The 13,799-nt window shown below is 73.6% G+C and carries 16 protein-coding genes; 8 read left to right on the top strand and 8 right to left on the bottom strand.

Annotated features, from left to right (window positions below):
• The first annotated feature begins 34 nt into the window (after nucleotides 1–34).
• The 8 genes from AB0C73_RS35780 (at nucleotide 35) to AB0C73_RS35815 (ending at nucleotide 6,787) form a co-directional block, all read left to right on the top strand.
• Nucleotides 35–1,879, top strand: a complete 1,845-nt coding sequence (locus AB0C73_RS35780; RefSeq protein WP_362538104.1) for a MarR family transcriptional regulator — start codon at nucleotides 35–37, stop codon at nucleotides 1,877–1,879.
• Nucleotides 1,876–2,151 (top strand): hypothetical protein, encoded by a 276-nt coding sequence (locus tag AB0C73_RS35785; RefSeq protein WP_362538091.1) that lies wholly within the window; start codon nucleotides 1,876–1,878, stop codon nucleotides 2,149–2,151. Before AB0C73_RS35780 ends, AB0C73_RS35785 begins: the two co-directional genes overlap by 4 nt.
• Nucleotides 2,148–2,474 carry a hypothetical protein gene (locus AB0C73_RS35790; RefSeq protein ID WP_362538092.1) on the top strand — a complete coding sequence of 109 codons (327 nt, stop codon included), beginning with the start codon at nucleotides 2,148–2,150 and terminating at the stop codon, nucleotides 2,472–2,474. Before AB0C73_RS35785 ends, AB0C73_RS35790 begins: the two co-directional genes overlap by 4 nt.
• Nucleotides 2,475–2,476: 2 nt before the next feature.
• Entirely contained in the window at nucleotides 2,477–3,361 is an 885-nt protein-coding gene (locus tag AB0C73_RS35795) for a protein spdB (RefSeq protein WP_362538094.1), read from the top strand.
• Nucleotides 3,358–3,573: a hypothetical protein gene (locus AB0C73_RS35800; RefSeq protein WP_362538096.1), complete on the top strand. Its 216-nt coding sequence runs from the start codon at nucleotides 3,358–3,360 to the stop codon at nucleotides 3,571–3,573. The genes AB0C73_RS35795 and AB0C73_RS35800 overlap by 4 nt, the downstream gene beginning before the upstream one ends.
• An 11-nt stretch (nucleotides 3,574–3,584) precedes the next feature.
• Nucleotides 3,585–3,938, top strand: a complete 354-nt coding sequence (locus AB0C73_RS35805) for a hypothetical protein (protein WP_362538098.1) — start codon at nucleotides 3,585–3,587, stop codon at nucleotides 3,936–3,938.
• A gap of 75 nt (nucleotides 3,939–4,013) precedes the next feature.
• Entirely contained in the window at nucleotides 4,014–4,397 is a 384-nt protein-coding gene (locus AB0C73_RS35810) for a hypothetical protein (RefSeq protein WP_362538100.1), read from the top strand.
• A 428-nt stretch (nucleotides 4,398–4,825) separates the two neighbouring features.
• Nucleotides 4,826–6,787 carry a hypothetical protein gene (locus tag AB0C73_RS35815; RefSeq protein WP_362538102.1) on the top strand — a complete coding sequence of 654 codons (1,962 nt, stop codon included), beginning with the start codon at nucleotides 4,826–4,828 and terminating at the stop codon, nucleotides 6,785–6,787.
• Between the two features lie 225 nt (nucleotides 6,788–7,012).
• Here AB0C73_RS35815 and AB0C73_RS35820 read toward each other — a convergent pair whose 3' ends face one another.
• The 8 genes from AB0C73_RS35820 to AB0C73_RS35855 all read right to left on the bottom strand — a co-directional run bounded on the left by AB0C73_RS35820 (nucleotide 7,013) and on the right by AB0C73_RS35855 (nucleotide 13,765).
• Entirely contained in the window at nucleotides 7,013–8,974 is a 1,962-nt protein-coding gene (locus AB0C73_RS35820) for a hypothetical protein (RefSeq protein ID WP_362538102.1), read from the bottom strand.
• 428 nt (nucleotides 8,975–9,402) lie between these two features.
• A complete protein-coding gene (locus tag AB0C73_RS35825) occupies nucleotides 9,403–9,786 on the bottom strand; it encodes a hypothetical protein (RefSeq protein WP_362538100.1) in 384 nt (127 codons plus the stop codon).
• A 75-nt stretch (nucleotides 9,787–9,861) separates the two neighbouring features.
• A complete protein-coding gene (locus AB0C73_RS35830; RefSeq protein WP_362538098.1) occupies nucleotides 9,862–10,215 on the bottom strand; it encodes a hypothetical protein in 354 nt (117 codons plus the stop codon).
• A gap of 11 nt (nucleotides 10,216–10,226) precedes the next feature.
• On the bottom strand, nucleotides 10,227–10,442 hold the full coding sequence (locus AB0C73_RS35835) for a hypothetical protein (RefSeq protein ID WP_362538096.1): 216 nt from the start codon (nucleotides 10,440–10,442) through the stop codon (nucleotides 10,227–10,229).
• Nucleotides 10,439–11,323, bottom strand: coding sequence for a protein spdB (locus tag AB0C73_RS35840; RefSeq protein WP_362538094.1), 885 nt, complete (start codon nucleotides 11,321–11,323; stop codon nucleotides 10,439–10,441). The genes AB0C73_RS35835 and AB0C73_RS35840 overlap by 4 nt, the downstream gene beginning before the upstream one ends.
• 2 nt (nucleotides 11,324–11,325) lie before the next feature.
• Nucleotides 11,326–11,652 (bottom strand): hypothetical protein, encoded by a 327-nt coding sequence (locus AB0C73_RS35845; RefSeq protein ID WP_362538092.1) that lies wholly within the window; start codon nucleotides 11,650–11,652, stop codon nucleotides 11,326–11,328.
• A complete protein-coding gene (locus tag AB0C73_RS35850; RefSeq protein WP_362538091.1) occupies nucleotides 11,649–11,924 on the bottom strand; it encodes a hypothetical protein in 276 nt (91 codons plus the stop codon). The genes AB0C73_RS35845 and AB0C73_RS35850 overlap by 4 nt, the downstream gene beginning before the upstream one ends.
• Nucleotides 11,921–13,765, bottom strand: a complete 1,845-nt coding sequence (locus AB0C73_RS35855) for a MarR family transcriptional regulator (RefSeq protein WP_362538104.1) — start codon at nucleotides 13,763–13,765, stop codon at nucleotides 11,921–11,923. Before AB0C73_RS35855 ends, AB0C73_RS35850 begins: the two co-directional genes overlap by 4 nt.
• Nucleotides 13,766–13,799 lie beyond the last annotated feature (34 nt).

Consider the following 13,799-nt stretch of genomic DNA (forward strand, 5'->3'; position numbering starts at 1 on the left):
CCGGGCGTCGGCGTTCGTCGGCCGTGAGCTGGACGTGGCGGCTCCGGTGTTCGCCCCGTTCGCGGCCCGCTGGGACGCGGAGGCGGACCGCCGCCGCCAGCTCCGCACGCCGGAGCACCTGAAGGCCCTGATCGCCGCGCAGCGCGAGCACAACGCCGCGCGGTCGGTCGAGCGGCAGGCTCAGGCTCAGCGCCGGATCGCCCGCAACGAGAGCAAGAACCCGCTGTCGTCCGCGCGCCGCGCGGCCCGGACCGCCGACAAGGCGGCGCGCACGCACCGGCAGGGAGCCAAGGCGGACCTGAAGGCGGCCCGCCGCAACTACCCGGACACGCTGACGCGGGTCGCGGCCAAGGCGCACGCCGTGCACGCGGTCCCGGCCGCCGTGACGACCTACGCCATGTCGACCCCGGCGGACTGGACGATGTGGCCGGCGCTCACGTCGGCCGCGCTCATCGCGGCGAACGCGGGCGCGCTGTGGCTCGGCCGCCGGAAGGTGACCGTGGTCGTCGACGACGGCGCGAGCGCGGAGGAGCGCCAGCTCCTGGAGCGCCTGCACCCGACGTTCTGGGTCGAGCACGCCCACGAGCGCGGCCTGGGCGGCACGGTCACGACTCCCCCGGCCCTGGAGGCGGGCGGCATCCGGTGTGAGATCCGGCTCGACGGCACGTGGACGGTCAAGACGCTGGCCGACAAGGCCGACTCGATCCGGGCCCTGCTCGGCGCCCGCACGGCACTGCGGATGCGGATCACGTCCGCCTCGCGCGGCGGCTGGGCGGTCCTGACGCTGGCCACCCGCTCGGCGGCGGCCGACGTGTCGTCGCTCTGGACGCCGGACCGCATCCCCGCCGACCGCGAGCTGATGAGCCTCGGCGTCGACATCGAGACCGGCGAGGAGGTGCTGATCCCGTACGCGGAGCGCCTGCTCGTGTCCGGCGCGTCCGGCACCGGCAAGAGCTGGTCGACGCGCCCGCTCATGGCCACCGCCCACATGCGCGGCGACATGGTTCTGATCGACGGCAAGGGCGAGGAGTCGATCCCCTGGGAGGGCATCTGCCGGACCGCGAACGAGCCGACCGAGATCGACGCCGTGGTCGACGAGTCGTGGGCCGAGATGATCCGGCGCAAGGCCGAGATGAAGAAGCGCGGCATCTCCGTCTGGGACGGCCGACAGCTCACGGTCTTCATCGACGAGGGCCAGGTCGTGCTCGCCCGCATCATGGGCGACAAGCCCCGCCTCCAGCGGCTCGTGGAGCTGTCCAGCCTGGGCCGCTCCCGTGGCGTGGTCCTGTGGTGGGCCACCCAGTACCCGGTGGTCGACGGCTCCGCGCCCGGCCTGCACAAAATGATCGCCCCGAACCTGCTCACCCGCTTCAGCCTCCGGGTGGCCACGACCACCCAGTCCGGCGTCGCCCTCGACGACTGCGCCGACTACGCCCCGCACCAGATCCCGCAGGGCAAGGAGTGGCGCGGGCACGGCTACCTCAAGGGCTACGGCCCGCGCCTGATCCGCACGTGGACGCTCGACGACAACGGCGTGCGACGGCTCCCCAAGTCGGTCTGGAGCGGCTCCGCGCCGACGCCGGAGATGCTCAACGGCGGTGCTGCGCCGGCCACCACGCAGGGCCTGCGCCTGGTGAAGGCCGAGGCGGCGCCCGCGGCTTCGGTCCCGGCCCCCCGCACCGAGGCGGAGACCGCCGTCCTCGACGCCGTACGCGCGGCGGGCGGCCCGGTCCGCCAGAAGGACCTCGTGGACAAGTCCGGCCTGGCCAAGGGCACGGTCTCCAAGACCGTGACGCGCCTGGTCGAGTCCGGCGAGCTGGTCAAGGCGGCGGACGGCACGATCACCGCCGCCCCGTCCGCCGGGGAGGTGTCGGCATGAGCTTCACGCTCCTGATCCGGTCCGACCGGCTCCGCTCGCTCCTGACCCGCCTCGCGCACAACACGCTGCTCGCCTTCCTGCCGCTGATCGCCCTCGGCCTGGCCGTCTCGGTCGGCTGGTCGGTCCCGGCCTGGGCGGCCACCGCCGCCGCCCCGGTCACGCTCCTGCTGTTCGTCGGCTGGGCGATCGGGGACCGGCTGCACGCCGAACTCGACCGCGCCGGACTCCCCTGCACCGCCTGCGACCTGACCACCGAGGAGGACGCCGTATGAGCACCGACCTTGCCCGCGCCGTGGCCGACGCCCGCCAGGCCGAGGCCCAGGCCGCGCAGATCGCGCAGATCCTCGCCGTCGTCCAGGCCGCCCAGGCCGCCGTTCCCGCCCCGGCCGGACACGGCGCGTGCAGCTGCTCGCACGACAAGCCCCGCCGGTCCGCCGGCACCACCGCCGCGTGGGTCGCGGGTGGCGCCGCCTGCGCCTGCGTGCTGACCGGCCTGTTCCTCGCCGTCGCCCTGACCGCCGTCGCCGTCACCGTGGGCGGCTGCGTCGCCTACCTGCTCGTCCGCCAGATCCGCAACGACCGGAAGGGGAAGTGACCATGACCAAGACCACCCGGTTCCGCACCGTGGGACCCGCCGTCGCCATGACGGTCGTGTCCATGGTCCTGACCCTCGCCGTCGTCGTGATGTGGCTCGGCGCCTCGATGCCCTGGCCCGTCGCCCTGGTCGTCGGCCTCGGCCTCGACGGCGGGTGGCTCGCCACCCTCGCCTACGAGCGGCGCCTGGCCGCGCAGGGCGACCACTCCACCCCGGTCACCGTGACCGGCTGGGGCTTCGGCCTCGTCGCCACCGGCGTCCTCGTCGCCCACGCGCTCGGCGAGGAGCACGCCAGCGCCTGGCTCGCCGTCGCCTGGCTGCCGCTCGCGGCCAAGGCGCTCTGGCTCGTGCACGGTCTGTGGGAACGGACCGCGCTCACCCCGAAGGCGCTCGACAACATCCGGGAGATCCAGCAGGAGGCCCGCGACGAAGCCGCCGTCGCCCGCGCCCGGCTCCGGGCGGCGGCGGGCACGGAGGAGACCCGCCTCCTGGCCGTGACGCAGGCCGGGGCACGCGTCGCACGCGTCCAGGCCAAGACCGCCGAAGACCTCGCCGGAGCCTGGTCGGTCCTGGAAGCGGCCCGCCAGTCCGACGGGGCCGCACGTGCCCTGACCTGCGTGACCGAGCGCGTCACACCCGCGTCACAGCCCTCGTGGGACCTCCCCGTGTGGGGCCCGGCCGAGGCCCGCGCGCTCCTGGAGTCGGCGGCACCGGCGCTCACGGACGCGGAGCTGGACCGGATCGTCTACGAGTTGATCAACAGCCAGACCCCGCCCCTGTCCTACCGCGAGGTCGCGGCCCGCTTCCGCGCCGCCGGACACTCCGCCTCCGAGACCCGGCTCCGGGCCTCCTGGCGGCGGGTCACCACCCCGGCCGTGGAGGCATGATGACGCTCGCCCTCGCCTACCTCCTGGCGGTCGCGGTCTCGCTCGTTGTCCTGGCGGTGGCCCTCCGCCACCGCCCCGCCCCGGCCCCGACCCCGCCGCCCGCCCCAGTGCCGGCACCCGCCGCCGCCCTCGACCCCAGCGCCCTGGCGGAGGTCCGCGTCATCCTCACCGCCGCCGCCCAGCTCGCCGCCCGACTCACCACCGCCGCCTAGGAGGCACACCCATGCTGAACCCCGACCGCATCGAGGAAATCCGGGACGAGTCCCAGGACGAGCTGCGCACCCACTCGTGGGCGGACCGCGTGATCGACGAGCTGCTGACCGACGCCGAGACCCGCATCGCAGTCGCCAAGGCGGTCGCGGCGGTCACCGACAGCAAGGGCCGCAACCTCGCCCAGCGCGTCGCCTCCGTCCAGCGGGCCAGCCAGCCCACCGCCGAGCAGGTGGAGAAGGCGACCGGCCTGCTCCAGGCGCTGTTGGAGGCGTCCGCCAAGTACGGCGTCACGATCGACGACTGGGACTGGGTGGCCGACCTGCCCGGAGCCTGCCGCGATGTGATGCACCACAAGATGCGCTGACCTGACTGGCCGAACGAACGCCCCGCCGGCCCTCCGGCGGGGCACGCGACGCACCAACCCAGAGAGGAACCACCGATGACCGACACCACGATCCCCACCGCCGAGGACACCTGGGTCGAGCAGGGCCAGGAGGTCAGCAGCCCGGAGGAGCTGCGCGAGTACGTTGCCCAGCTCCGAGCCGCGGTCTCCCACATGCACACCGGCCTCGGCCGCGCCGCGTACGGAGCGCTCAAGGGCCACCCCTGGCTGGAGACGCCCCCCGGCGAACTCCTGAACGTCCCCGAGATCCTTCGCCAGCACCTGGAGATGACCATCACCCCGGCCGGGACGACCGCCAAGGACGCCACCTTCCGCCAGTCGCTCGCGGCCCTGCTCGTCGCCCTGGACGCGGTCGACCGGGCCACCCTGACCGTGTGGCTCGCCCAGACCGCCGCCCAGGACCCCGACCGCACCGCGTAACCGCACGACGAAGCCCGCCGGCCTTTCGGTCGGCGGGCTTCTCTCGGCCCTCCAAACCACACCAGCCCCAAGCGGCTGCGGGCGTCCACACCCTGATCGGGCGTCACGTGTGGCAGGCTCGACCCTCAACAACTCCAGAAACGCGGAGAGGCCCGGCTGTAGGAAGCCGGACCTCGTTCCGCGAACACCAACACCCCAAAAGACTTCTCACGGACTTCAGGATTGGTGCTCACGCAGTGCTCTCCCATGATGCAGGACGACCCGCCCCTGTGGCGACCGTGTCCCCGGACACGTCGCCCGACAGGGGCGTTCGCGTACCCGGACCCCGCTGCCACTGCGGGACGAAGATCGCTCACGTCCCGGGCAAGGTCCCGCGCGTGTACTGCTCGGACCGGTGCCGAAAGGCCGCAAAGCGGGCCATCGACCGCGTGCTGAAGACGTCCGGCGGCAACCCCGGACACCTCGGTACTGAAACAACAGAGTTTCGGACCCCCTCTGACCTGCGGCGCAACGGCCGTGGCGGGGGAGAGCGCGAGAGGGGGCAGCGCCCCCTCTCGCAAGAAGACCCGCAGACGGACGACGGCGGCACCCCGGCGGAGCTCGCCCGCAAGGCGGTCGCCAAGGCGCGGAAGGCCCGCCGGTACCAGGGACGGCGGACGCTGTGGTCGATCACCGGCGACCCGGCGTGCAAGGGCTGCGGCCGCGACCTGATGGACCCGGACACCGGCCTGCTGTTCGCGCAGACCGCCACCGGCGCGTCCGTGGTCCTGGGCCTCATGCGCTGCGCGCGGATCTGGTTCTGCCCGGTCTGCTCGGCCACGATCCGGCACGCCCGCGCCGAGGAGATCACCCGCGCGGTGATCGAGTGGATCCAGCGGGGCGGCATCTGCTACTTCGTCACCCTCACCGCCCGCCACGACTACGAGGACGAACTGGCGGACCTCATGGACGCGCTCCAGGGCACCCGCTCGGCGTCCAAGGCGGAGATCGAGGCGGTCCGCGCCGAGATCGCCGCCGCCCAAGCCCTGCTCGCCGCCACCCAGGCCGACACCCGCGAGGCGGTCAACGCCGCACGGCTGGCCGCGCCGAAGGGCCAGAAGAAGGCGGCGATGCTCCGCGCCCGCGCCGAAAAGGCCGGCGGGGTGACGGCCGCGCACAAGCGGCTGACGGCGGCGAAGCAGGCCCGCGCCACGACCGCCCGCCGCGCGGGCGCCTACCAGCGGCTCATCACCGGCGGCGTGTGGGCGGGCGACAAGCGCGAGAAGGCGTCAGAAGCCGCTGCGGAGGGCATCCGGGGCCGGATCGGCTACGTCGGCATGATCCGGTCCACGGAGGTCACGGTCGGCCTGGTCAACCTCTGGCACCCGCACATCCACGCGATCGTGTTCGTCGGCGGCGTCACCGAGGGCGAGCGCTCCGAGAAGCGGATCGTGGACACGTTCACGCCGACCGACTCCGACCTGGAGGCGTGGGAGAACCACTGGCGGGCCACCTGGACCAGCCACCTGCAGAAGGTCAACCCGAAGTACCGCCCGAGCGACACCTGCTCCATCCCGGACTGCAAGTGCGACGGCAAGGGACACGGCGTCGACTTCGAGCTGATCAAGACCGTGGCCGACGCCAAGAAGAAGGGCGAGTACATCGCCAAGACCCAGGACGGGAAGTCGCCCGCGCTCGAACTCGCCCGCGGCGACCTCAAGCAGGGCGGCAAGGGCAACATGACCCCCTTCGAGGTCCTGTACCGGATCGGGGACCTGCTCGGCGGCGTGCCCGAGGACGAGGCACCCGGACACGGCTCCCTGGGCTGGTGCCTCGACCGCTGGCACGAGTACGAGCGCGCCATGACCGGCCGCCGCGCGATCGAGTGGACCCGCTACCTGCGGCAGATGCTCGGCATCACCGGCGGCGACACCGACGACGACGACAAGGACTTGCTCCTGGGCGCCGACGCCGACGCGGGCGAGTTCCGGGGCGGCGCCGCCGTCACCGAGGACGGCTGGACCGCCGTGGTCGGGCGGTCCCTCGACCTCGCGGCCACGGAGGCCGCCGAGGGCACCGACGCCAACACCGACCCCGAAGCCGTCGCCCGCCGACTGTCCGCCGTGCTCGACATGGCCGGCGCCCCGGCCGGATCGGTCCGCGCGCTCAGCACCGCCGAGCTGGCCGACGCGTCCGCCGCGCAGAAGGAGAACCTGGCCCGCCGACGCGAGGAAGCCGCCGCCCGCCGCCGACGCGAGAACGAACGCGACCGCACGCCCGACCCCAACGCGGTCAGCCTCCGCCACACCACCCGCGACCGCCGCACCACCGAAACCCGCGCCCGCCGACACCTCGACCGCCGCACCAAACCCACCGCCGAACTCCCCCGCCCCGCCACCACCCAGGACTAACCCGAACTCGAACCGAAACTCCCCGACCACCCCGACCCGACCCACCACAAACCCCGCTCCCCCGCCCCGACCTGCACCCCTGGAAACTCCAAGACCACCCACACGGAACACGTGGAGAGTGGGTGGTCTCGGAGGCGGAAGGGCGCCCGTGCAGGTCGGGGCGGGGGAGCGGGGTTTGTGGTGGGTCGGGTCGGGGTGGTCGGGGAGTTTCGGTTCGAGTTCGGGTTAGTCCTGGGTGGTGGCGGGGCGGGGGAGTTCGGCGGTGGGTTTGGTGCGGCGGTCGAGGTGTCGGCGGGCGCGGGTTTCGGTGGTGCGGCGGTCGCGGGTGGTGTGGCGGAGGCTGACCGCGTTGGGGTCGGGCGTGCGGTCGCGTTCGTTCTCGCGTCGGCGGCGGGCGGCGGCTTCCTCGCGTCGGCGGGCCAGGTTCTCCTTCTGCGCGGCGGACGCGTCGGCCAGCTCGGCGGTGCTGAGCGCGCGGACCGATCCGGCCGGGGCGCCGGCCATGTCGAGCACGGCGGACAGTCGGCGGGCGACGGCTTCGGGGTCGGTGTTGGCGTCGGTGCCCTCGGCGGCCTCCGTGGCCGCGAGGTCGAGGGACCGCCCGACCACGGCGGTCCAGCCGTCCTCGGTGACGGCGGCGCCGCCCCGGAACTCGCCCGCGTCGGCGTCGGCGCCCAGGAGCAAGTCCTTGTCGTCGTCGTCGGTGTCGCCGCCGGTGATGCCGAGCATCTGCCGCAGGTAGCGGGTCCACTCGATCGCGCGGCGGCCGGTCATGGCGCGCTCGTACTCGTGCCAGCGGTCGAGGCACCAGCCCAGGGAGCCGTGTCCGGGTGCCTCGTCCTCGGGCACGCCGCCGAGCAGGTCCCCGATCCGGTACAGGACCTCGAAGGGGGTCATGTTGCCCTTGCCGCCCTGCTTGAGGTCGCCGCGGGCGAGTTCGAGCGCGGGCGACTTCCCGTCCTGGGTCTTGGCGATGTACTCGCCCTTCTTCTTGGCGTCGGCCACGGTCTTGATCAGCTCGAAGTCGACGCCGTGTCCCTTGCCGTCGCACTTGCAGTCCGGGATGGAGCAGGTGTCGCTCGGGCGGTACTTCGGGTTGACCTTCTGCAGGTGGCTGGTCCAGGTGGCCCGCCAGTGGTTCTCCCACGCCTCCAGGTCGGAGTCGGTCGGCGTGAACGTGTCCACGATCCGCTTCTCGGAGCGCTCGCCCTCGGTGACGCCGCCGACGAACACGATCGCGTGGATGTGCGGGTGCCAGAGGTTGACCAGGCCGACCGTGACCTCCGTGGACCGGATCATGCCGACGTAGCCGATCCGGCCCCGGATGCCCTCCGCAGCGGCTTCTGACGCCTTCTCGCGCTTGTCGCCCGCCCACACGCCGCCGGTGATGAGCCGCTGGTAGGCGCCCGCGCGGCGGGCGGTCGTGGCGCGGGCCTGCTTCGCCGCCGTCAGCCGCTTGTGCGCGGCCGTCACCCCGCCGGCCTTTTCGGCGCGGGCGCGGAGCATCGCCGCCTTCTTCTGGCCCTTCGGCGCGGCCAGCCGTGCGGCGTTGACCGCCTCGCGGGTGTCGGCCTGGGTGGCGGCGAGCAGGGCTTGGGCGGCGGCGATCTCGGCGCGGACCGCCTCGATCTCCGCCTTGGACGCCGAGCGGGTGCCCTGGAGCGCGTCCATGAGGTCCGCCAGTTCGTCCTCGTAGTCGTGGCGGGCGGTGAGGGTGACGAAGTAGCAGATGCCGCCCCGCTGGATCCACTCGATCACCGCGCGGGTGATCTCCTCGGCGCGGGCGTGCCGGATCGTGGCCGAGCAGACCGGGCAGAACCAGATCCGCGCGCAGCGCATGAGGCCCAGGACCACGGACGCGCCGGTGGCGGTCTGCGCGAACAGCAGGCCGGTGTCCGGGTCCATCAGGTCGCGGCCGCAGCCCTTGCACGCCGGGTCGCCGGTGATCGACCACAGCGTCCGCCGTCCCTGGTACCGGCGGGCCTTCCGCGCCTTGGCGACCGCCTTGCGGGCGAGCTCCGCCGGGGTGCCGCCGTCGTCCGTCTGCGGGTCTTCTTGCGAGAGGGGGCGCTGCCCCCTCTCGCGCTCTCCCCCGCCACGGCCGTTGCGCCGCAGGTCAGAGGGGGTCCGAAACTCTGTTGTTTCAGTACCGAGGTGTCCGGGGTTGCCGCCGGACGTCTTCAGCACGCGGTCGATGGCCCGCTTTGCGGCCTTTCGGCACCGGTCCGAGCAGTACACGCGCGGGACCTTGCCCGGGACGTGAGCGATCTTCGTCCCGCAGTGGCAGCGGGGTCCGGGTACGCGAACGCCCCTGTCGGGCGACGTGTCCGGGGACACGGTCGCCACAGGGGCGGGTCGTCCTGCATCATGGGAGAGCACTGCGTGAGCACCAATCCTGAAGTCCGTGAGAAGTCTTTTGGGGTGTTGGTGTTCGCGGAACGAGGTCCGGCTTCCTACAGCCGGGCCTCTCCGCGTTTCTGGAGTTGTTGAGGGTCGAGCCTGCCACACGTGACGCCCGATCAGGGTGTGGACGCCCGCAGCCGCTTGGGGCTGGTGTGGTTTGGAGGGCCGAGAGAAGCCCGCCGACCGAAAGGCCGGCGGGCTTCGTCGTGCGGTTACGCGGTGCGGTCGGGGTCCTGGGCGGCGGTCTGGGCGAGCCACACGGTCAGGGTGGCCCGGTCGACCGCGTCCAGGGCGACGAGCAGGGCCGCGAGCGACTGGCGGAAGGTGGCGTCCTTGGCGGTCGTCCCGGCCGGGGTGATGGTCATCTCCAGGTGCTGGCGAAGGATCTCGGGGACGTTCAGGAGTTCGCCGGGGGGCGTCTCCAGCCAGGGGTGGCCCTTGAGCGCTCCGTACGCGGCGCGGCCGAGGCCGGTGTGCATGTGGGAGACCGCGGCTCGGAGCTGGGCAACGTACTCGCGCAGCTCCTCCGGGCTGCTGACCTCCTGGCCCTGCTCGACCCAGGTGTCCTCGGCGGTGGGGATCGTGGTGTCGGTCATCGGTGGTTCCTCTCTGGGTTGGTGCGTCGCGTGCCCCGCCGGAGGGCCGGCGGGGCGTTCGTTCGGCCAGTCAGGTCAGCGCATCTTGTGGTGCATCACATCGCGGCAGGCTCCGGGCAGGTCGGCCACCCAGTCCCAGTCGTCGATCGTGACGCCGTACTTGGCGGACGCCTCCAACAGCGCCTGGAGCAGGCCGGTCGCCTTCTCCACCTGCTCGGCGGTGGGCTGGCTGGCCCGCTGGACGGAGGCGACGCGCTGGGCGAGGTTGCGGCCCTTGCTGTCGGTGACCGCCGCGACCGCCTTGGCGACTGCGATGCGGGTCTCGGCGTCGGTCAGCAGCTCGTCGATCACGCGGTCCGCCCACGAGTGGGTGCGCAGCTCGTCCTGGGACTCGTCCCGGATTTCCTCGATGCGGTCGGGGTTCAGCATGGGTGTGCCTCCTAGGCGGCGGTGGTGAGTCGGGCGGCGAGCTGGGCGGCGGCGGTGAGGATGACGCGGACCTCCGCCAGGGCGCTGGGGTCGAGGGCGGCGGCGGGTGCCGGCACTGGGGCGGGCGGCGGGGTCGGGGCCGGGGCGGGGCGGTGGCGGAGGGCCACCGCCAGGACAACGAGCGAGACCGCGACCGCCAGGAGGTAGGCGAGGGCGAGCGTCATCATGCCTCCACGGCCGGGGTGGTGACCCGCCGCCAGGAGGCCCGGAGCCGGGTCTCGGAGGCGGAGTGTCCGGCGGCGCGGAAGCGGGCCGCGACCTCGCGGTAGGACAGGGGCGGGGTCTGGCTGTTGATCAACTCGTAGACGATCCGGTCCAGCTCCGCGTCCGTGAGCGCCGGTGCCGCCGACTCCAGGAGCGCGCGGGCCTCGGCCGGGCCCCACACGGGGAGGTCCCACGAGGGCTGTGACGCGGGTGTGACGCGCTCGGTCACGCAGGTCAGGGCACGTGCGGCCCCGTCGGACTGGCGGGCCGCTTCCAGGACCGACCAGGCTCCGGCGAGGTCTTCGGCGGTCTTGGCCTGGACGCGTGCGACGCGTGCCCCGGCCTGCGTCACGGCCAGGAGGCGGGTCTCCTCCGTGCCCGCCGCCGCCCGGAGCCGGGCGCGGGCGACGGCGGCTTCGTCGCGGGCCTCCTGCTGGATCTCCCGGATGTTGTCGAGCGCCTTCGGGGTGAGCGCGGTCCGTTCCCACAGACCGTGCACGAGCCAGAGCGCCTTGGCCGCGAGCGGCAGCCAGGCGACGGCGAGCCAGGCGCTGGCGTGCTCCTCGCCGAGCGCGTGGGCGACGAGGACGCCGGTGGCGACGAGGCCGAAGCCCCAGCCGGTCACGGTGACCGGGGTGGAGTGGTCGCCCTGCGCGGCCAGGCGCCGCTCGTAGGCGAGGGTGGCGAGCCACCCGCCGTCGAGGCCGAGGCCGACGACCAGGGCGACGGGCCAGGGCATCGAGGCGCCGAGCCACATCACGACGACGGCGAGGGTCAGGACCATGGACACGACCGTCATGGCGACGGCGGGTCCCACGGTGCGGAACCGGGTGGTCTTGGTCATGGTCACTTCCCCTTCCGGTCGTTGCGGATCTGGCGGACGAGCAGGTAGGCGACGCAGCCGCCCACGGTGACGGCGACGGCGGTCAGGGCGACGGCGAGGAACAGGCCGGTCAGCACGCAGGCGCAGGCGGCGCCACCCGCGACCCACGCGGCGGTGGTGCCGGCGGACCGGCGGGGCTTGTCGTGCGAGCAGCTGCACGCGCCGTGTCCGGCCGGGGCGGGAACGGCGGCCTGGGCGGCCTGGACGACGGCGAGGATCTGCGCGATCTGCGCGGCCTGGGCCTCGGCCTGGCGGGCGTCGGCCACGGCGCGGGCAAGGTCGGTGCTCATACGGCGTCCTCCTCGGTGGTCAGGTCGCAGGCGGTGCAGGGGAGTCCGGCGCGGTCGAGTTCGGCGTGCAGCCGGTCCCCGATCGCCCAGCCGACGAACAGCAGGAGCGTGACCGGGGCGGCGGCGGTGGCCGCCCAGGCCGGGACCGACCAGCCGACCGAGACGGCCAGGCCGAGGGCGATCAGCGGCAGGAAGGCGAGCAGCGTGTTGTGCGCGAGGCGGGTCAGGAGCGAGCGGAGCCGGTCGGACCGGATCAGGAGCGTGAAGCTCATGCCGACACCTCCCCGGCGGACGGGGCGGCGGTGATCGTGCCGTCCGCCGCCTTGACCAGCTCGCCGGACTCGACCAGGCGCGTCACGGTCTTGGAGACCGTGCCCTTGGCCAGGCCGGACTTGTCCACGAGGTCCTTCTGGCGGACCGGGCCGCCCGCCGCGCGTACGGCGTCGAGGACGGCGGTCTCCGCCTCGGTGCGGGGGGCCGGGACCGAAGCCGCGGGCGCCGCCTCGGCCTTCACCAGGCGCAGGCCCTGCGTGGTGGCCGGCGCAGCACCGCCGTTGAGCATCTCCGGCGTCGGCGCGGAGCCGCTCCAGACCGACTTGGGGAGCCGTCGCACGCCGTTGTCGTCGAGCGTCCACGTGCGGATCAGGCGCGGGCCGTAGCCCTTGAGGTAGCCGTGCCCGCGCCACTCCTTGCCCTGCGGGATCTGGTGCGGGGCGTAGTCGGCGCAGTCGTCGAGGGCGACGCCGGACTGGGTGGTCGTGGCCACCCGGAGGCTGAAGCGGGTGAGCAGGTTCGGGGCGATCATTTTGTGCAGGCCGGGCGCGGAGCCGTCGACCACCGGGTACTGGGTGGCCCACCACAGGACCACGCCACGGGAGCGGCCCAGGCTGGACAGCTCCACGAGCCGCTGGAGGCGGGGCTTGTCGCCCATGATGCGGGCGAGCACGACCTGGCCCTCGTCGATGAAGACCGTGAGCTGTCGGCCGTCCCAGACGGAGATGCCGCGCTTCTTCATCTCGGCCTTGCGCCGGATCATCTCGGCCCACGACTCGTCGACCACGGCGTCGATCTCGGTCGGCTCGTTCGCGGTCCGGCAGATGCCCTCCCAGGGGATCGACTCCTCGCCCTTGCCGTCGATCAGAACCATGTCGCCGCGCATGTGGGCGGTGGCCATGAGCGGGCGCGTCGACCAGCTCTTGCCGGTGCCGGACGCGCCGGACACGAGCAGGCGCTCCGCGTACGGGATCAGCACCTCCTCGCCGGTCTCGATGTCGACGCCGAGGCTCATCAGCTCGCGGTCGGCGGGGATGCGGTCCGGCGTCCAGAGCGACGACACGTCGGCCGCCGCCGAGCGGGTGGCCAGCGTCAGGACCGCCCAGCCGCCGCGCGAGGCGGACGTGATCCGCATCCGCAGTGCCGTGCGGGCGCCGAGCAGGGCCCGGATCGAGTCGGCCTTGTCGGCCAGCGTCTTGACCGTCCACGTGCCGTCGAGCCGGATCTCACACCGGATGCCGCCCGCCTCCAGGGCCGGGGGAGTCGTGACCGTGCCGCCCAGGCCGCGCTCGTGGGCGTGCTCGACCCAGAACGTCGGGTGCAGGCGCTCCAGGAGCTGGCGCTCCTCCGCGCTCGCGCCGTCGTCGACGACCACGGTCACCTTCCGGCGGCCGAGCCACAGCGCGCCCGCGTTCGCCGCGATGAGCGCGGCCGACGTGAGCGCCGGCCACATCGTCCAGTCCGCCGGGGTCGACATGGCGTAGGTCGTCACGGCGGCCGGGACCGCGTGCACGGCGTGCGCCTTGGCCGCGACCCGCGTCAGCGTGTCCGGGTAGTTGCGGCGGGCCGCCTTCAGGTCCGCCTTGGCTCCCTGCCGGTGCGTGCGCGCCGCCTTGTCGGCGGTCCGGGCCGCGCGGCGCGCGGACGACAGCGGGTTCTTGCTCTCGTTGCGGGCGATCCGGCGCTGAGCCTGAGCCTGCCGCTCGACCGACCGCGCGGCGTTGTGCTCGCGCTGCGCGGCGATCAGGGCCTTCAGGTGCTCCGGCGTGCGGAGCTGGCGGCGGCGGTCCGCCTCCGCGTCCCAGCGGGCCGCGAACGGGGCGAACACCGGAGCCGCCACGTCCAGCTCACGGCCGACGAACGCCGACGCCCGG

This window comes from Streptomyces sp. NPDC048623, from assembly GCF_040650755.1.
Classification (GTDB): Bacteria; Actinomycetota; Actinomycetes; order Streptomycetales; family Streptomycetaceae; genus Streptomyces.